The 18,113-nt window shown below is 71.1% G+C and carries 16 protein-coding genes and 1 pseudogene; 14 read left to right on the plus strand and 3 right to left on the minus strand.

Annotated features, from left to right (window positions below):
• The first annotated feature begins 29 nt into the window (after positions 1-29).
• On the plus strand, positions 30-527 hold the full coding sequence (locus tag ABT186_RS16545; protein ID WP_351225243.1) for a GNAT family N-acetyltransferase: 498 nt from the start codon (positions 30-32) through the stop codon (positions 525-527).
• On the opposite strand, the gene ABT186_RS16550 is transcribed toward ABT186_RS16545, so the two are convergent.
• Positions 524-958, minus strand: a complete 435-nt coding sequence (locus ABT186_RS16550; RefSeq protein ID WP_351225245.1) for a hypothetical protein — start codon at positions 956-958, stop codon at positions 524-526. The genes ABT186_RS16545 and ABT186_RS16550 overlap by 4 nt on opposite strands.
• 1 nt (position 959) lies before the next feature.
• Positions 960-1,319, minus strand: a complete 360-nt coding sequence (locus ABT186_RS16555) for a hypothetical protein (RefSeq protein WP_351925549.1) — start codon at positions 1,317-1,319, stop codon at positions 960-962.
• Positions 1,320-1,784: 465 nt separating this feature from the next.
• On the opposite strand from ABT186_RS16555, the gene ABT186_RS16560 reads away from it, so the two are divergent.
• From ABT186_RS16560 to ABT186_RS16620, 13 genes are all read left to right on the plus strand, one after another.
• Positions 1,785-2,837 (plus strand): methionine ABC transporter ATP-binding protein, encoded by a 1,053-nt coding sequence (locus tag ABT186_RS16560; RefSeq protein ID WP_351225249.1) that lies wholly within the window; start codon positions 1,785-1,787, stop codon positions 2,835-2,837.
• Positions 2,834-3,607, plus strand: coding sequence for a methionine ABC transporter permease (locus ABT186_RS16565; protein WP_351225251.1), 774 nt, complete (start codon positions 2,834-2,836; stop codon positions 3,605-3,607). Before ABT186_RS16560 ends, ABT186_RS16565 begins: the two co-directional genes overlap by 4 nt.
• A 91-nt stretch (positions 3,608-3,698) precedes the next feature.
• Complete coding sequence (locus ABT186_RS16570; protein WP_351225253.1) at positions 3,699-4,532, plus strand: MetQ/NlpA family ABC transporter substrate-binding protein; 834 nt, start codon at positions 3,699-3,701, stop codon at positions 4,530-4,532.
• 142 nt (positions 4,533-4,674) lie between these two features.
• Complete coding sequence (locus tag ABT186_RS16575) at positions 4,675-5,313, plus strand: GNAT family N-acetyltransferase (protein ID WP_351225255.1); 639 nt, start codon at positions 4,675-4,677, stop codon at positions 5,311-5,313.
• A 128-nt stretch (positions 5,314-5,441) separates the two neighbouring features.
• Positions 5,442-6,653, plus strand: coding sequence for a precorrin-6y C5,15-methyltransferase (decarboxylating) subunit CbiE (cbiE, locus tag ABT186_RS16580; protein ID WP_351225257.1), 1,212 nt, complete (start codon positions 5,442-5,444; stop codon positions 6,651-6,653).
• A gap of 344 nt (positions 6,654-6,997) precedes the next feature.
• Entirely contained in the window at positions 6,998-10,645 is a 3,648-nt protein-coding gene (gene cobT, locus ABT186_RS16585) for a nicotinate-nucleotide--dimethylbenzimidazole phosphoribosyltransferase (protein ID WP_351925551.1), read from the plus strand.
• A gap of 143 nt (positions 10,646-10,788) precedes the next feature.
• Entirely contained in the window at positions 10,789-12,006 is a 1,218-nt protein-coding gene (cobA, locus tag ABT186_RS16590) for a uroporphyrinogen-III C-methyltransferase (protein WP_351225261.1), read from the plus strand.
• Between the two features lie 80 nt (positions 12,007-12,086).
• Positions 12,087-12,977, plus strand: coding sequence for a TrmH family RNA methyltransferase (locus tag ABT186_RS16595; protein ID WP_351225263.1), 891 nt, complete (start codon positions 12,087-12,089; stop codon positions 12,975-12,977).
• Positions 12,978-13,029: 52 nt separating this feature from the next.
• Entirely contained in the window at positions 13,030-13,323 is a 294-nt protein-coding gene (locus tag ABT186_RS16600) for a hypothetical protein (protein ID WP_351925553.1), read from the plus strand.
• A gap of 190 nt (positions 13,324-13,513) precedes the next feature.
• On the plus strand, positions 13,514-14,038 hold the full coding sequence (locus ABT186_RS16605) for a PadR family transcriptional regulator (protein WP_351225267.1): 525 nt from the start codon (positions 13,514-13,516) through the stop codon (positions 14,036-14,038).
• Positions 14,035-14,721, plus strand: a complete 687-nt coding sequence (locus ABT186_RS16610; RefSeq protein WP_351225269.1) for an ABC transporter ATP-binding protein — start codon at positions 14,035-14,037, stop codon at positions 14,719-14,721. The genes ABT186_RS16605 and ABT186_RS16610 overlap by 4 nt, the downstream gene beginning before the upstream one ends.
• Positions 14,718-16,952: an FtsX-like permease family protein gene (locus ABT186_RS16615; RefSeq protein ID WP_351925555.1), complete on the plus strand. Its 2,235-nt coding sequence runs from the start codon at positions 14,718-14,720 to the stop codon at positions 16,950-16,952. Before ABT186_RS16610 ends, ABT186_RS16615 begins: the two co-directional genes overlap by 4 nt.
• A gap of 196 nt (positions 16,953-17,148) precedes the next feature.
• Entirely contained in the window at positions 17,149-17,328 is a 180-nt protein-coding gene (locus ABT186_RS16620) for a DUF6191 domain-containing protein (protein WP_351225273.1), read from the plus strand.
• Between the two features lie 540 nt (positions 17,329-17,868).
• On the opposite strand, the pseudogene ABT186_RS16625 reads toward ABT186_RS16620, so the two are convergent.
• Positions 17,869-18,113: pseudogene (locus ABT186_RS16625) on the minus strand (hypothetical protein); the annotation flags it as partial.

Genomic DNA, 18,113 nt, shown 5'->3' on the forward strand with positions numbered 1-18,113 from the left:
GTGATCAGGTGAGCGGGAGGCGTGCGCACATGGGCATGAGCGTGACCATCTCTGTGGCGACGGAGCAGGACGCCGAGCAGATCTTCAGGCTGCAGTACCTGTGCTTCCAGAGCGAGGCGGCACTGTACGGCAACTACCGCATCGACCCGCTCGTCCAGACTCTCGACTCGGTCCGCGAGGAGGTCGCCTCGGACTGCGTCTTCGTGGCCCGGCTGGGCGACGAGGTGGTCGGTTCGGTGCGCGGCAGCGTGACCGAGGACGGCGCGGCGTCCATCGGCAAGCTCTGTGTGCACCCTCGGCTCCAGGGACATGGCATCGGCGCCCGGCTGCTGCGCGCGGCCGAGGCGGCGCTGGTGGAGGAGCGCGGCGCGAAGAAGTTCCGCCTCAGCGCGGGCCACCGCAGCGAGGGCAACCTCCGCCTGTACCGCCGCGTCGGCTACGAGGCGGTGGGCACGTCCCAGGGCAACGACGGCGTACCGATGATCGTCCTGGAGAAACCGGCGGGGCAGTACGCGGCGACGGCCTAGGCCTGAGCGGGGCCCTGGTTCGTCCGTGCCTTGCGGAGCCAGTACATCGCCGACAGCGGCAGCAGGACGGGGATGAAGATGTACCCCATGCCATAGTCGGACCAGACCGTCGCGTCCGGGAAGGCGGACGGCTCGACCAGGGTCCAGGTGCCGACCGTCAGTACGCCCGCGAGCTCGGCGGCGCAGCACACCAGCGCCGCCCTGCGGGCCGTCTCGCCGCCGCGGACCAGGGAGTACGTGATGAAGCCGTAGACGACCCCGGCGACCGCGGAAAGGGAGTACGCCAGCGGGGCCTTGTCGAACTGCGTCGAGATCTGTACGACCGAGCGCGACACCGCACCGACCACCATCACGCCGTACAGCCATACCAGCAGCATGCCGGGCCCGCTGATCAGCCGCGTCGTCGCCGGCTTCTCCTCCGTGGCCGTCATCTCAGCCTCCCCAGATGTCAAAGAGCCGCACCTCGAGCACGGCGAGGACCACACCGCCGGCCGCGACCGTAACCGAACCCCAGCGTGTGCGCTCCGCCAGCGACATGAAGCCCGCCGCCGGGATGCATGCGAAGGCGCCCAGCAGATACGCCACAAAGATCGTCGTGCCCTGTTCCGGCTTCTCGCCGCGCGCCAGCTGGACGATGCCGACGACCAGCTGGACCAAGGACAGCAGCGTCACCACGGCCATGCCGATGAAGTGCCAGTCCTTCGTGGGCTGATCACGGTAGGCCGCCCAGCCGCACCATGCGGCGAGCAGCAGCGCGGCGACACCGGTCGCCGGTGTCAGGGCATCAAGCATGCCGTGACCCTATTACGGGCCAAAAGACCCGAGGCGCTCGCCCCCGTGCAGCGCTCATCCCATCCTCATCGTGGTCCACGACCGTCCGCTATTCGGACGGCCGGACAGGTCCCGGCTGTACGTCTGCTTTACTTCATCCCATGACCACGACGAGCAGCCGCACCCTTGCGACCGAGGCGACCATGACGCCCGGTGCTCGTTGTATGTGTCGAATGTGCGCCTTCTAGAGGGCCCTTGCACCACCCTGAGCCTCGCGCCCCGAAGCGAGACGCCGTGGCATGTCCGTACGTGGTACCGCGTAGCTGACTGAGCCACCCCCACTGCCTCAACGGCGTGGGGGACCCCATCGCGCACACGTTCTCCCCGGTTCGTTCGCCTTCGCGAGAACCGTGCCGCGTTCCCGACCGAATGCACATGTGCCCGGGCACACCCACGCCCGCGCACTCGACAGTGACGGAAACCCCAGTGATCACCACATCGGGCCTGACGAAGATTTACCCGGCCGACCGCTCACGCGGCCGCGAGGTCACCGCCCTCGACGGCGTCGATCTGCACGTCCGCGAAGGCGAGGTGTACGGCGTCATCGGCCAGTCCGGCGCCGGCAAGTCCTCGCTCATCCGCTGCGTCAATCTCCTGGAGCGCCCCACCTCCGGCACGGTCACCGTGGCCGGACAGGACCTCACTGCGCTCGCGGGCCGAGGACCGCGCGCCGGCCGGGAACTGCGGCAGGCGCGCAGCCGTATCGGCATGGTCTTCCAGCACTTCAACCTGCTGTCCTCGCGGACCGTCCAGGACAACGTCGAGCTGCCCCTGGAGATCCTCGGCAAGTCCGGGAAGGAACGTTCCCGCAAGGCCCTCGAACTCCTCGACCTCGTCGGCCTCGCCGACAAGGCCAAGGCCTACCCGGCCCAGCTCTCCGGCGGCCAGAAGCAGCGTGTAGGCATCGCCCGCGCACTCGCCGGCGACCCCAAGGTGCTGCTCTCCGACGAGGCGACCAGTGCCCTCGACCCGGAGACCACCCGCTCCATCCTCCAGCTGCTGCGCGACCTCAACCGCCGGTTGGGCCTGACCGTCCTGCTCATCACCCATGAGATGGACGTCGTCAAGAGCATCTGCGACTCGGCCGCCCTCATGGAGAAGGGCCGCATCGTCGAGTCCGGCACGGTCGGCGAACTGCTCGCCACCCCTGGCTCCGAACTGGCCGCCGCGCTCTTCCCGGTCAGCGGCGACGCGTCCGGCGACGACCGCACCGTCGTCGACGTCACCTTCCACGGCGACGCCGCCACCCAGCCCGTCATCTCGCAGCTCTCGCGCACGTACAACATCGACATCTCGATCCTCGGCGCCGCGATGGACACCGTCGGCGGCAAGCAGATCGGCCGGATGCGCATCGAACTGCCCGGTCCCTACGAGGAGAACGTCGTGCCGATCGGCTTCCTGCGTGAAAAGGGCCTGCAGATCGACCTCGTCGAAAAGGCGGCCCAGGAGCCCGCGCCGGTGAAGGAAGGTGCCAAGTGACCTGGACCGACTATTCGGCGATGCAGCCCCTGCTGTCCCAGGCGTGTTGGGACACCCTCTACATGGTCGGGTGGTCCACCCTGATCGCGATCGTCGGCGGCCTGCCGCTCGGCATCCTGCTCGTACTGACCGACCGCGGCGGACTGCTCCAGAACGTGGTAGCCAACAAGGTCATCGGACAGGTCGTGAACGTCGCCCGCTCGATGCCGTTCATCATCCTGATGGTCGCGCTGATGAGCTTCACGCGCACGGTCACCGGGACGACGATCGGCCGTGAGGCCGCCATCGTGCCGCTCGCCATCGGCGCGATCCCCTTCTTCGCCCGCCTTGTCGAGACGGCCGTCCGCGAAGTGGACGGCGGGCTCGTCGAGGCCGTGCAGGCGATGGGCGGCAACACCTGGACCGTTGTGCGCAAGGTCCTCGTACCGGAGGCTCTGCCCTCGCTGATCTCCTCCGCCACCACCACGGTCGTCGCCCTCATCGGCTACTCCGCGATGGCGGGCACGGTCGGCGCCGGCGGCCTCGGCGACATCGCCATCCGCTACGGATACCAGCGCTTCGAGACCCAGATGATGTGGATCACGGTGGCGATCCTCGCCGTCGTCATCTCGCTCATTCAGCTCGCGGGCGACTATGCGGCCCGCGCACTGCACCGCCGCGGCGGCCGCTCGTCCGCCGCCCCCCGGCTGCGGCTGCTGAAGGACCAGGCGCCCGCCGGACCGGCTCCCGCCGCCGAGACCGCCACGGCCGACGTGAGCAAAGCCGCCTGAGACCGCGCCCCTGGCCTCCCCCCTCGTCCCCCCTGTTTTTCCCCGTTAACCCATGACGGGGTCGCACCACCCATAAGGAAAGGCACTTTTCGTGCGTTACACCGCCAAGATCACCACCGCCGTCCTCGCCGCCGGAGCCCTCACCTTCGGGATCACCGCCTGCGGCTCCGGCAAGAGTTCCTCCGCCTCCTCCGACTACAGCGGCCCGCTGGTCGTCGCCGCGAGCCCCACCCCGCACGCCGAGATCCTCGACTTCGTCAAGCAGAACCTGGCGAAGAAGGCGGGCCTCGACCTGGAGGTCAAGGAGTTCACCGACTACGTCACGCCGAACACGGCGACCGAGGACGGCTCCGTCGGTGCCAACTACTTCCAGAACCAGCCGTACCTCGACGACTTCAACAAGAAGCAGGGCACCCATATCGTGCCCGTCGTCACGGTGCACCTGGAGCCGCTCGGCCTCTACTCCCACAAGATCAAGAAGGCCGACGAGCTGAAGAGCGGTGCGACCGTCGCCATCCCGAACGACACGGTCAACGAGGCGCGGGCGCTCAAGCTGCTCGACGCCAACGGGCTCATCACGCTCAAGAGCGGCGTGGGCAGTGAGGCGACCCCCCAGGACATCGCCAAGAACCCGAAGAACCTCAAGTTCAAGGAGCTGGAGGCGGCCCAGACCCCGCGCTCCCTCGACGATGTGGACGCCGCGGTGATCAACGGCAACTACGCCATCTCCTCGGGCCTCAAGCCGGCCAAGGACGCCGTCGTCCTGGAGTCCGCCAAGGACAACCCGTACGGCAACTTCCTCGCGGTGAAGAAGGGCAACGAGAAGGACCCGAGGGTGAAGAAGCTCGCCGAGCTCCTCACCTCGCCCGCGGTGAAGAAGTTCATCGAGGACAAGTACGCCGGATCGGTCATCCCCTCCTTCTGACGGCGCGTACACCCCGTATCACCACGCACCGGGTCCGCTCCCTCACCGGGTGTGGACCCCGTCGTGCCATTCGGTGCTTCCATGTTGCATGCTGGGCAGTTCAGCAGGCCTTGAAGGTTTCCGAACGTTACGGAGCGGCGCAATGACGAGCACCTTCCCCAACGTCTCCATCAGCACGGAGCGGTTGGTACTGCGCCCTCTCGACGAGGACGACATCCCCGCGCTCGCCGAAATGATGAACGACGAGCTGGTCGGTGCCTGGACCGACGTGCCCCAGCCGTTCACCCAGGAGGGCGCCCGCACCTGGATCACCGAGTACGCGCCCGCCGAACGCGCCGCGGGCCGCGGCCTCGATCTGGCCGTCACCGAGTTCCTCACCCAGCGGCTGGTGGGCGTCATCCAGCTCGGCAGGACCAACTGGCAGGTCCGGTCCACCGAACTGTCCTACGTCATCGCCTCCTGGGCGCGCGGCGAGGGCTACGCCTCCGAGGCGGCGCTCGCCACCGCCCAGTGGCTCCTCGGGGACCAGAAGTTCGAGCGGATCGAACTGCGCACGGCGGCCGACAACACCGCCTCCCAGCAGGTCGCGCAGAAGATCGGCTGCATCAGCGAGGGCGTCCTGCGCAACGCCTGCATAGCGCACGTCCGCGCCGAGGACGGTACCTGGACCGACGTGCGGACCGACTTCATCGTGTGGAGCCTGCTGCCGGAGGATCTCGACGGAGTCAGCGAGGAGCTGGCCGACACCGGTGGTTTCACGTCGTTCTCGAACTGGAACTGACAGCGAGGGACCGCTCCCACCGGTGGAGGCCCGGGCGGGTGCCACCCGGCCGAACCAGGTACTCTCACGGAGCCCGCCGTATGGGCTGTCCCTGACGACCTGCGCAAACATCCTGGAGACTGACGACGATGGCCGACCGGGTCACGGTGATCGGCTGGGACGGCTCGCCGCTGACCGCCGCGGCGCGCTCCGCCCTCGGGGCCGCCACGCTCGTCGCCGGCGCGGCCCACCACCTCGCGCTCCCCGAGGTGCCGGTGACGGCCGAGCGCATCCGCCTCGGCAGCGTCGCCCTCGCCGCCCGCCGTATCGCTGCACACCGCGGCACCGCCGTCGTCCTCGCGGACGGCGACCCGGGCTTCTTCGGCGTCGTACGCACCCTGCGCGCCCCGGAGTTCGGCCTGGAGGTCGAAGTCGTCCCCGCCGTCTCCTCGGTGGCCGCCGCCTTCGCGCGCGCCGGGATGCCCTGGGATGACGCACAGGTGGTGGTCGCACATCGCCGCACCCTGCGACGTGCGGTGAATGTATGTCGAGCCCACACCAAAGTCGCGGTTCTCACCTCACCCGGCGCCGGGCCCGCGGAGCTCGGTCTGCTCCTCGACGGGGTCCACCGCACCTTCGTCATCTGTGAGGAACTCGGCACCGAACGCGAACAGGTCACCGTCGTCACCTCCGACAAGGCCGCCGACCACACCTGGCGCGACCCCAATGTCGTCATCGTCATCGGCGGACCCGTGACCGCGGCCGACGGCGGCGGCTGGACCGCCGGCCGCGACCCGGGTACGGGACCGCGCGGCTGGGCACTGCCCGCCGAGGCATACGGCGGAGGACTCGGCGAAGGCGAAACAGATCTGCTGCGTGCCGCCCAACTCGCCCGCCTGGGACCGCGGGTGGGTGACCTCGTGTGGGACATCGGCATCGGAAGCGGCGCCTTCGCCGTGGAGGCCGCCCGCTGCGGGGCCGCCGTCATCGCCGTCGACCGCGACCCGGACGCCTGCGGCCGTACGGCGGTCACCGCCCGCCGGTTCGGGGTTCAGCTGCAGGTCGTGCACGGCACCGCCCCGCACATCCTGGAAAACCTGCCCGAACCGGACGTCGTGCGCGTCGGGGGCGGGGGAGCGGCGGTCGTCTCGGCCGTCGCCGACCGACGCCCGCAGTGCATCGTCACGCACGCCGCGACCCGCGACGCGGCCGAACTCGTCGGCAGAGACCTCACGGAGCACGGCTACGACGTCGAGTGCGCCCTGCTGCAGTCTGTCGAGCTCGACACGCGGGCCTGGACGGAGAAGGAACGGAGTGTCGCGTTCCTGCTCAGCGGCCGATTGCCCGAACGCTCCCCGTGATCCGGTTGTCGTACCGGCGCGGTAGGCTGACCGACCGTTGTACCGCACTTGGGTGATCCGGCACTTCGTCAGTCAATGTCCGGAAAGCGCACACCTTTTGGGGTGGATGTGGTACGGCGGGACCGGAGGGCGCGCAACGTGGCGCAGTCCACAGCGGGCCGTCGCGGATCATGCTGTCGCGACGGCGGGACGACCGGGACAATGCCGTTCAATGGCTTTGTCGTCATTGTTGGCGGGTCGTTCGTGCCGCTGGGCACGCACGCTCGTTCTTCACTGCGGGCGGTCGGCGCGCCGTTCCGGGCGAGCTGGGCGTAGAAGCACTAACCGATGGGCGAGGGATACGCATGACCGACACCGGCCAGGTCCCGGGCGAGGGGCTGCCGGAGAACGCAGGCATGGTGGAGCAGCCGGGCGTCCTCGCGCCGGGCGCGTACACCTACCTCGACCACTCCGACACCACAGCCGAGGACGACGACCTGCTTCTGATGCCCGGCCAGCAGGGCGCGTGGGGCAACGAGATGACCCAGTCGGCCTCGGCTCCGGCGCCGTTCCTCCACGAGCCCGGCCCGCACGAGACGGCCGGCCGGGACAGCGGCTCCATCGATGTCGGCGCGGTCCGTACGCCGCCCATGGCGCCCTCGCCGCAGCAGACTCCGCGCCGTCCGCTGCACCTGGGCCCGCCCACCCCGGACACCTCCGGCAGCCCGGTGCGTTCGCTCTCCGACCGTGGTCCGGCGGACGCCCCGATGCGCCCCTCGGGGCCGCCGACGACCGGCCCCGAGTACCTCGATGTGCCGCACCTCGGGGACAACTCCCCGCAGGGGGCGGTGCCGTGGGGCGCCCCGCCGCAGACGCAGACCGTGCCGCCGGTGGGCCCCGAGGGGACGGCTGCAGAAACGGTCGTCCCGGAGCAGCTGCCGATGTCCGAGCCGGTGACGGCGGCGGAGGCGGTCCCGGTACCGGTCGTCCCCGAGGCCGCCCCCGTGGTCCCGGAGGGCCTCGAGCCGCTCCAGGAGTACGCGATTCCGGCGGCTCCCGAGGCGTTTCAGGCCACCGCAGCGCCGGTCGGTTCCGAACCGCCGCAGCCGCAGGACGTGCCGCAGGAGATCCCGGGCGCGCCGACGGCCTCGCACCGGGTTCCGGAGGCCACGCACGTCGTACCGGCACCCGACCGTGCGCCCGAGGGGTCGTCGGCCGCAGAGGCCGGGCAGGGCCAGCACGGTTCGCCCGTCCCTGCCACCCCGCAGGCGCCCGAAGCCGCACCGGCGCAGGCAGAGTCTTCGGCGCCGGTCGCCCCGCAGGCTCCGGACGCCGCGCCCGCGCCCGGGGTGACCGCCGCCGTGGATGACACGCCGGACACGCAGTTCACGGACGCCGCGCCCTTCACGGCCGTGCCGCACGCCCCGCAGCCGACGGGCGACATGGCGCACGCCGGCCCGGTCGAGCCCGCGGCCGACGCGGAGGCACCCCAGCAGGCCGCCGAAGCCCTCGCCCCCGCGTCCACCGGCCTCACGGTTCAGCCCCCGCAGGTCCCCGAGCCCGGTGCGCCCGCCCCTGCCCAGCACGCCCAGGACCCGGCTCAGCATGCCCAGGACCCGGTCCAGGCCATGACCCCCGTACCGGATCAGCAGACGCCCCGGTCCGCCGAGCAGGCCGCTCACATCGTGGACGCCCCGGCTCAGGAACTGGACAACGCGGCTGAGGTCGTGGAGCCCGCGCCGCAACCGGCCGCGGAGGAGGCCGAGCAGGCGCAGTCCGCCGTCGCCGAGCCCGTCCAGGCCGTGCCGGTGGGAGTCGCCGCCCAGGCGGTGCCGCTCGAGGCGTCCGCCGGCCTGACACACGGGGAGCAGCCCGCGAACGGTGAGCCGGCCGGTGGGTCCGGCGCGCCCCTGGACTCCCGGGCGGACCAGTCCTTCGGCCAGTTCGTGCCCGTGGAGGGCATCGTGCCGACCACCCCGCACCTGGCGCCCACCCCGCCGCACGCCCTGAGCGTGCCGCCCCTGCCCCCGCAGGAGCAGCCCGCCGCCGAGGAACCCGCTCCGGCAGCCGCCGAACAGGAGGAGCAGGCGGTCGCCGCAGAGGCGACGGAGGAGCCCGTCGCCACCGTTCCCGCTCCCCGCGAGGGCGAGGCACCCGCTCCGGAGCCGCGCGACGCGGATCCGGAGCCCGTAGTCGCACAACAGGCGGAGGACCTGGACACCCGGGCCGCCGACCAGGAAGAGAGCAAGGCCGCAGTGGAAGAAGTACGACAGTCCACCGGCCCGGCTGCGCCCGGTTACGACGACGCCGAGCGCGAGACGGTCCTTCGTGTGATGCGCGAGCGCCGCGACATCCGCAACGGCTTCCGCAGCGACCCGATCCCGCACGAAGTGCTGCTGCGCGTCCTGGAGGCCGCCCACACCGCGCCCTCCGTCGGCCATTCCCAGCCGTGGGACTTCGTCGTCATCCGCTCGGCCGAGACGCGCCGCACGATGCACGAACTGGCCCAGCGTCAGCGCGAGGCCTACGCCAAGTCGCTGCCCAAGGGCCGTGCGAAGCAGTTCAAGGAACTGAAGATCGAGGCCATTCTCGACACCCCGGTGAACATCGTGGTCACCGCCGACCCGACCCGCGGCGGCCGCCACACCCTCGGCCGGCACACCCAGCCGCAGATGGCCCCGTATTCCTCCGCGCTCGCCGTCGAGAACCTGTGGCTCGCCGCCCGCGCCGAGGGCCTCGGCGTCGGCTGGGTCAGCTTCTTCGACGAGCGCGAGATGGTGCGCGCCCTCGGCCTGCCCGAGCACCTGGAGGTCGTCGCCTACCTCTGCGTGGGCTACGTCGACGAGTTCCCGGAGGAGCCCGAGCTGATGCAGGCGGGCTGGTCCAAGCGCCGCCCGCTGTCCTGGGTCGTCCACGAGGAGACGTACGGCCGTCGCGCGCTGCCCGGCGAGGAGCCGCACGACCTGCTCGCCGAGACCGTGGCGGGCATCCGCCCGCTCGACGCCAAGGCGCTCGGCGAGGCCTGGGAGCGGCAGAAGCGCATGACCAAGCCCGCGGGCGCGCTCGGCATGCTGGAGATCATCTCCGCGCAGCTGTCCGGCCTGTCCCGGCAGTGCCCGCCGCCGATCCCGGAGCCCGCGGCTGTCGCGATCTTCGCCGGGGACCACGGGGTGCACGCCCAGGGAGTCACCCCCTGGCCCCAGGAGGTGACCGGCCAGATGGTCGCCAACTTCCTCGGCGGCGGCGCGGTCTGCAACGCCTTCGCCAACCAGGTGGGCGCCGAGGTCTGCGTCGTCGACGTGGGTGTGGCCGCCGACCTGCCCGCGACCCCCGGCCTGCTGCCGCGCAAGGTGCGCGCGGGCACGGCGGACATGACGACCGGCCCCGCGCTCACCCGCGAGGAGGTCAAGCAGGCGATCGAGGTCGGCATCGAGACGGCCCGCGACCTCGTGGCGGCGGGCAACAGAGCGCTCCTCACCGGCGAGATGGGCATCGCGAACACGACGGCCTCGGCTGCCCTGATCGCGGTCTTCACGGACACCGACCCGTCCGAGGTGACGGGCCGCGGCACCGGCATCAACGACGAGACGCTGGCCCGCAAGACCGAGGTCGTCCGCCGCGCCATCGAACTCCACAAGCCGGACCCGGCCGACCCGATCGGTGTCCTGGCGGCGTTCGGCGGTCTGGAACACGCGGCGATGGTGGGCCTGCTGCTCGGCGGCGCGTCCCTGCGTACGCCGGTGATCCTGGACGGCGTCAGCGCGGGCGCCGCCGCCCTGGTGGCCCGCGCGATCGCCCCCGAGGCCCTTGCCGCGTGCATCGCGGGCCACCGCAGCGCCGAGCCGGGCCATGTGGCCGCCCTCAACAAGCTGGGTCTGCGCCCCCTGGTCGACCTGGACCTCCGCCTGGGTGAGGGCACGGGCGCGCTGCTCGCCCTGCCGCTCGTCCAGAGCGCCGCGCGGGCGATGCACGAGGTGGCGACGTTCGACTCGGCGGGCGTCACCGAGAAGTAGGCCCGAGGCGGGGGTCGGGGTACGCGCTCCTGCGTGCCCCCGACCCCGCCGTACGCTGACCCCATATCTAAAATGCGCACGTCAGGGATGCTCCAGAGCCGTAGCGCCCATTCGTATCGCCAGGACGAGGAGCCGCACCTCACATGGCCGAACACCCCGCCTACCCCGTAGGCCTCCGTCTCTCCGGCCGTCGCGTGGTCGTCCTCGGCGGCGGCCAGGTCGCCCAGCGCCGCCTTCCGGCGCTCATCGCAGCCGGGGCGGACATCGTCCTCGTGTCCCCGGAAGCGACACCCTCCGTCGAAGCCATGGCGGACGCCGGGGAGATCACCTGGAAGAAGCGTGCGTACGACGACGGCGACCTCGCGGACGCCTGGTACGCCCTGATCGCCACCAGCGACGTCGAGGCCAACACCGCCGCCTCCGCGGAAGCCGAGCGCCACCGTGTGTGGTGCGTCCGCTCCGACGACGCCGACGCGGCCACCGCCTGGACTCCCGCGACCGGTCACAGCGAGGGCGTCACGGTCGCCGTCCTCACCACGGAGGCCAAGGGCCGCGACCCCCGCCACACCGCCGCCATCCGCGACGCCGTGGTCGAGGGCCTGCGCGACGGCACGCTCGTCGCGCCGCACCACCGCACCCGCACCCCCGGTGTCGCGCTGGTCGGCGGCGGCCCCGGCGACCCGGATCTGATCACGGTCCGCGGCCGCCGCCTGCTTGCCGAGGCCGACGTGGTCATCGCCGACCGACTCGGCCCCCGCGACCTGCTCGCCGAACTCCCGCCGCACGTCGAGGTGATCGACGCGGCGAAGATCCCGTACGGCCGCTTCATGGCCCAGGAGGCCATCAACAACGCGCTGATCGAGCACGCCAAGCAGGGCAAGTCGGTGGTGCGACTCAAGGGCGGCGACCCCTTCGTCTTCGGCCGTGGCATGGAGGAGGTCCAGGCCCTCGCCGAGGCGGGTATCCCGTGTACGGTCGTTCCGGGCATCTCCAGTTCGATCTCGGTGCCGGGAGCGGCCGGCATCCCCGTCACCCACCGCGGTGTCGCACACGAGTTCACGGTGGTCAGCGGCCATGTCGCCCCCGACGACGAACGCTCGCTGGTCGACTGGCCGTCGCTGGCGAAGCTGACCGGCACGCTGGTGATCCTCATGGGCGTCGACAAGATCGGGAAGATCGCCGAGACGCTGGTCGCCCACGGCAAGGCGCCCGACACCCCCGTCGCCCTGGTCCAGGAGGGCACGACGGCCGCCCAGCGCCGCGTCGACGCGACCCTGGCGACGGTCGCCGAGACCGTACGGGTCGAGGACGTGAAGCCCCCGGCGGTCATCGTCATCGGCAAGGTCGTCAACGTCGGGTAAACGGACGACCGAGTAACCCGGGGTAACACAAACCCGTTCCAGCCGTTGGCACCGCTCCCAGGACAAGGCAGTATCACCCTGTGGCCGATCTCATCACCGTTGAGGACCCCGACGACCCGCGCCTGCGCGACTACACGGGCCTGACCGACGTGGAGCTGCGCCGCAAGCGCGAACCCGCCGAGGGCCTGTTCATCGCAGAGGGCGAGAAGGTCATCAGACGGGCCAAGGACGCCGGTTACGAGATGCGCTCCATGCTGCTGTCCGCCAAGTGGGTCGACGTCATGCGGGACGTCATCGACGAACTCCCGGCCCCGGTGTACGCGGTCAGCCCGGAACTCGCCGAGCAGGTCACCGGCTACCACGTGCACCGCGGCGCGCTCGCCTCCATGCAGCGCAAGCCGTTGCCGACGGCGGACGAGCTCCTGGCGACCGCCCGCCGGGTCGTGATCATGGAATCCGTCAACGACCACACCAACATCGGCGCGGTGTCGCCTTTGGGTCCCCAGAAAGGTGCGGTTCAGCGCGTCGCCGTCTTCGAGGACATAGTTGATCACGCGAATCTGGGGGCTGCCTTCCGCAACGCGGCTGCTCTGGGCGTGGACGCCGTCTTCCTCACGCCACGCTGCGCCGACCCCCTCTACCGGCGGGCTGTGAAGGTGTCGATGGGCGCTGTCTTCCACGTCCCCTGGACCCGGCTGACCTCTTGGCCGAAGGACGTGGAGCTGTTCCGTCAGCACGGCTTCGTGACGGCTGCCTTGTGTCTCTCCGAGAAGTCGATCACGATTGACGAACTGGCCGCCCGCCGGTACGAGAAGTTGGTCCTGATGCTCGGTACCGAGGGGGAGGGACTGACGACCGGCGCCCTACGCGCGGCCGATGAATGGGTCCGGATCCCCATGGCCGCAGGGGTGGACTCCCTCAACGTCGCCGCAGCCTCCGCTGTGGCCTTCTACGCGACGAGACTCCGGTAAGCCCCGACGCTGCGACCCACCCGGCCGCCAGGACGCCGCAGGGGCGTCCCCGGTGAGCCGGATTTCGCCGCAAGCCGATCTCGCCGACGCGCAGGCCCGCAACGCGCGCCTGGCCGGACGCATTCAGCGACTGGAGCGCAGACTCTCCGTGGCACTGGGCGAACAGGTCTGGTGCGCGTCGGCCCCTGAAGCCCCCGCTGACATCGAGGAACTCCAGCGCACGATTACCGGACCGGAACAGCGCAACTTCGATCTCTCCGCTCGGGTGGAAGAACGCGATGGCGAACTCGCCGCCGCGCGAGCCGCCAACCGGGAGCTGACCAGAGCCCAGAATCAGCGTCCCTGATGGCTGGCCGGGGCGACTCGCTTGTTGCTGATGCCGGGGGCGGACCGCACGCTGCTGCCAGAGCGTCGCGACGCAATGAGTTCGTGGATTCGGGGCTTGCCTGATCGGGATGCGAGCCCCCAGCCGCCACGTCAGGATGCACCCTCTGCGGATATACACTCAGAGTATATCTCTGGTGTATGGTCCTCCCATGAGTGTTCCTCTCACCCTGTTGGGGCTGTTGGAGCGGGAGCCGAGCCACGGCTACGACCTCAAGCGTGACTACGACGCGTTCTTCGGCCGGGGCAAGCCGCTGCCGTACGGGCAGGTCTATACGACTCTTGGCCGGTTGGCGCGGGACGGGAAGGTGGTGGCCGGCGAGGCTGAGCCCGGGGACGGCCCCGAGCGCAAGCGCTACGTGATCACCGAGGCGGGGGCGACGGAGTTCGAGACCTGGCTCACCGAGCCGGTGGCCCCCGAGCCCAATCTGCAGACCGTGCTGTTCACCAAAGTCGTGCTGGCCCTGATGCTCGGCCGCGACGCCCAGCAGTACCTCGACACTCAGCGGGCCGCCCACCTGCAGCGGATGCACGAGCTGACCCAGCTGCGCCGCACCGGCACGCTCGTCGACGCCCTGCTCGCCGACCACGGCCTGTTCCACCTGGAGGCCGACCTGCACTGGATCGAGCTGACCGCGGCCCGGATGGATGCGCTCGCCGAGGCGGTGCGCGCATGACCGCCCTCATCGAGGCCCGCGACCTCACCCTCTCCTTCGGCGAGACCCCTGCCCTGCGCGGTGCCGACCTGGCTGTCGAGGCCGGCGAAGTGTTCGCCGTGATGGGCCCGAGCGGCTCGGGCAAGTCCACCCTGCTGCACTGCCTGGCCGGCATCCTCACCCCCGACTCGGGTGAGGTGCACTTCGACGGACGCCGCATCGACACCATGAACGAGGCGGACCGCAGCGCGCTGCGCCGCGACACCTTCGGGTTCGTCTTCCAGTTCGGCCAGCTCGTTCCCGAGTTGACCGCCGAGGAGAACGTCGCCCTGCCGCTGCTGTTCTCCGGCGTGCGCCGGGCGGCCGCGCTCGCCGAGGCCCGGCCCTGGTTCGCCCGGCTGGGCCTGGACGGCCTGGAGCGGCGCCGCTCCGGGGAGTTGTCGGGCGGTCAGGCGCAGCGGGTGGCGCTGGCCCGCGGCCTGGTGGCCCGGCCCAAGGTGCTGTTCGCCGACGAGCCGACCGGGGCGCTGGACTCCCTGACCGGCGAGCAGGTGATGGAGCTGATGGTGGACGCGGCCCACGAGGAGGGCACCACCGTCGTCCTGGTGACTCACGAGCCCCGGGTCGCCGCGTACGCCGACCAGAAAGCAATGGTCCGGGACGGCAAGTCCAGCCTGCTCACGACCGGACGGATAGCCTCATGATCGCCTTTGCCCTCCGCCTGGCGGTCAGTGGCGGCCGGGAGGCGATCGCCCGCCTGGTCATGATCGCCGCCGCGGTGGCCATCGGGGTCGGGCTGCTGCTGTCGACCTTCGCCAGCATGAACGCCGTCGACCGGACGAACCAACGCCAGGTGTGGCTCGACACCGGCGCCGCGAGCCGTACCGAGCAGCCGTCGGTGGCCCCGCTGTGGTGGCGGCCGCACAGCGACTACTACGACGGCAAATCCCTCACCGAGGTCGATGTCGCCGCGACCGGCCCGACCTCTCCCGTCCCGCCCGGCCTGACGCACCTGCCGGCGCCCGGCGAGTACTACGCCTCTCCCGCGCTGGCCAAACTGATCCGCGACACCCCGGCCGACCAGCTGGGCGACCGCTTCCCGGGCCGGCTCGCCGACACGATAGGCGACGCCGCTCTGCCCTCCCCGGACTCGCTGATCGCCGTCATCGGCCGTACCCCGGCGCAGATCAAGGGTGCAACAGGGGCGAGAGAGGTCACCACCATGGCCCGTACCCGGCCGCTTTCCTGCGACAACCAGTGCTGGGACAACGCCGTGCGCGGTGACGCCATGACGCTCATCTACTCCGTGGTGGCCGGCGCGCTGATCTTCCCGGTGCTGATCTTCATCGGCACCGCGACGCGTCTGTCCGCCGCCACCCGCGAGCAGCGCTACGCGGCGATGCGGCTGGTCGGTGCCACTCCCTGGCAGGTGGCGGTGATCTCGGCGGTGGAGTCGACGCTGGCGGCGGCCGCCGGGACAGTGGTCGGTTTCGGGCTCTACGCCGCGCTGCGCCCGCTCGTGGCCACCATCCCGTTCACCGGGCAGCAGCGGTTCTTCCTCTCGGATCTGACACTCAGCGCACCCCAGGTCCTCGGCGTCGCCGTCGGCGTGCCGGTGGCAGCGGCGATCGCGGCGCGGCTGGCGCTGCGCCGGGTCACCATCTCCCCGCTCGGCGTGACCCGCCGGGTCTCCCCGCGCCCGCCGCGCGCCTGGCGGCTGATCCCCCTGTTGGCGGGCCTGGCCGAGCTGGCGTACTTCATCAACCGCCGCCCGATGACCGGGAACGGCCAGGCGGCGGCCTACCTCCCCGGCTTCCTGGTGGCGATGCTGGGCCTGGTGATCGCCGGACCCTGGCTGACCATGACCGTCGCCCGGGCGGTGGCCCGGCGCACCCGCCGCCCGGCCGCCCTGATCGCGGTGCGCCGGCTCGCCGACGACCCGAAGGCCGGCTTCCGCGCGGTCAGCGGCCTCGTCCTGGCCCTGTTCGTGACCACCGCGACAGTCAGCATCATCGGCACCATCAACCACCAACGCGGCGGGCTCGACGGCGACCCGCAGACCCGGACGGTGGTGGAATTCGGCACCTTCGGCGATTCGCCACTGGCCGGGACCGTCCCGGCACGGCTGCTCGCCGAGGCGCGGGGGATCCCGGGGGTGCGAGGTCTGGCCGTCGTCCACGCCAACCCCGGCGGTGTCGGCGAGGTCCCGGCCCCGGGAGGTCAGCCCCCGATCGTCCCGGCGCTGGTGTCCTGCTCCGACCTGGCGCAGATCTCGATGATGGGCCGCTGCCCGGCCGGGGCCGACGTCGCGGGCGTCGACTTCTACGCCTTCGCCAACCTCGTGTCGCAGCCGCGCGCACAGTGGCGCGCCGCCGCCATCAGCCCCGCCGCGCTTGCCAGGCTGCCCGTGCAGCTGCTCTACGTGGCCACCGACGGGTCCACGGCGGCCAAGGAGCACGTGCGTACCCTGCTCACCACCGCCTACCCCTACGACCAGGGCAGGACTGTCGCCGACTACGGCACCGAGCTCCAGCAGGAGCTGGCCAGTTGGCGGCAGTTGGCCAACGTGGTGCTGCTGACCACGCTGCCGATCGCCGGCTGCAGCCTGGCGGTGAGCGTCGTCGCGGGCCTGTCCGACCGCAGACGCCCGTTCGCGATCCTGCGGCTCACCGGCGCGCCGCTGCGGCTGCTGCAGCGCGTGGTCGGCCTGGAGAGCGCGCTTCCGCTGCTGGCTGTTTCCGCGATCGCGATCGGCACCGCCTTCGCTGCGTCGGCAATGTTCCTGACCTCGCAGATGCACTACGACCTGATCTCGCCGGACGCGGCGTACTACGCGCTGGTCGCGGGCGGACTGGCCGCCGCGCTCGGGATCATCGCCTCCACCCTCCCCCTGCTCAGACGCATCACCGGCCCCGAAGCCGCCCGCAACGGCTGACGCGCCTCCCGCTACGGCCCCGGATGCGGCGGCGTCCGGGGCCGTAGCAGAACTCTCGGCGCGCCGCAGCTCACTCCTCTTCGGACACAGCTGTCGTCTCTGATTCGCAGTCAGGAGCCCTGATGATGGACATTCATTCAAACCACCTGCCTCGCCGGCGTCCGGAACCTCGGCCCGATCAAGCCCGTACCGTCCGGTGAACATCCTCGAAGAGATCTTCCATCCCAGCGCCCGCCACCAGCACGAGGAGCGACGCCGTCTGGAGTGGATGCGCGACGACGAGGGCGAGGGCGATCCCTACCGCGGGCCGATCGACCTCGACAGCGGCATGGTCCACATCAGGATCGGCCCGAAAGCAGCCGACTCGGCGAAGTGACTTCGAGGACCTGGCACATGCATTCAAAGGGCTGTCAGGGCCTTCTGATCCCTCATCACAAGATCGCCGGCATCCAGAGATCAGAAATTTGGTGGGCTGGCCGGCTACCCAGGCGCGGGGCGTAGCCCGGTTCTGTCCAAGAAGCCCAGGGAGGGTCCGTGACAACCACGCCGTTCATGACCCAAGAACCAATGACACGCCGTCGCATACTCGGGGCCGCGCCGGCAGTCGGGGTCGCCGTGCCGATCGGCGCCGCACACCAGGCGTGGGCGGCTTAGACCGCCCCGGGCCCGGTGCAGCTCACCCTTCCGGTGCCCACCGGACCGTACCCGGTGGGCACGGTGCCCCTGCACCTCGTCGACGCTTCACGTCCGGATCCCGTGGCCGGCCCCGGGCATCACTGCGAGCTGATGGCCGGCCTCTGATACCCCGCCCGAGGCGTCAGGGGGTATCCGCCGGCCCCTGGGAGGATCCTGCCGGGGCTGCGGCGACCGCCGGGCGCTGAGGCACGGGCGGCCGGATCTCCTCACGGACCGTCGGTCAGCCTCCCCGGCTCAGCTCGCTCCGGTACTGCTCGGCCATGAGGCCGCCGGGCAGCGGAGCGTACGACTGCTCCGGTCGTACGTCCTTGCGTACGCCCCCGTCGTCCAGCCCCCGCGCAGGCCCCTGGCAGCCCTGGGCCGCCGCGATGCCCAGCGCCACCAGCAGCGTCACCACGACGAACACGAAGATCCGCTGGCGCAGCAGCCGCGGGTTGGCCGGGCGCCGCCCGGTCCCGGTGGTCC

It is taken from the genome of Streptomyces sp. NPDC001634, from assembly GCF_040298185.1.
Lineage (GTDB): Bacteria > Actinomycetota > Actinomycetes > Streptomycetales > Streptomycetaceae > Streptomyces.

Bases quoted from the DNA above. Each gene is read 5' to 3' on its own strand.
- ABT186_RS16545 (WP_351225243.1), top strand. From the start codon at position 30: ATGGGCATGAGCGTGACCATCTCTGTGGCGACGGAGCAGGACGCCGAG.
- ABT186_RS16550 (WP_351225245.1), bottom strand. From the start codon at position 958: ATGACGGCCACGGAGGAGAAGCCGGCGACGACGCGGCTGATCAGCGGG.
- ABT186_RS16555 (WP_351925549.1), bottom strand. From the start codon at position 1,319: ATGCTTGATGCCCTGACACCGGCGACCGGTGTCGCCGCGCTGCTGCTC.
- ABT186_RS16575 (WP_351225255.1), top strand. From the start codon at position 4,675: ATGACGAGCACCTTCCCCAACGTCTCCATCAGCACGGAGCGGTTGGTA.
- cbiE (WP_351225257.1), top strand. From the start codon at position 5,442: ATGGCCGACCGGGTCACGGTGATCGGCTGGGACGGCTCGCCGCTGACC.
- cobT (WP_351925551.1), top strand. From the start codon at position 6,998: ATGACCGACACCGGCCAGGTCCCGGGCGAGGGGCTGCCGGAGAACGCA.
- cobA (WP_351225261.1), top strand. From the start codon at position 10,789: ATGGCCGAACACCCCGCCTACCCCGTAGGCCTCCGTCTCTCCGGCCGT.
- ABT186_RS16605 (WP_351225267.1), top strand. From the start codon at position 13,514: ATGAGTGTTCCTCTCACCCTGTTGGGGCTGTTGGAGCGGGAGCCGAGC.
- ABT186_RS16610 (WP_351225269.1), top strand. From the start codon at position 14,035: ATGACCGCCCTCATCGAGGCCCGCGACCTCACCCTCTCCTTCGGCGAG.
- ABT186_RS16615 (WP_351925555.1), top strand. From the start codon at position 14,718: ATGATCGCCTTTGCCCTCCGCCTGGCGGTCAGTGGCGGCCGGGAGGCG.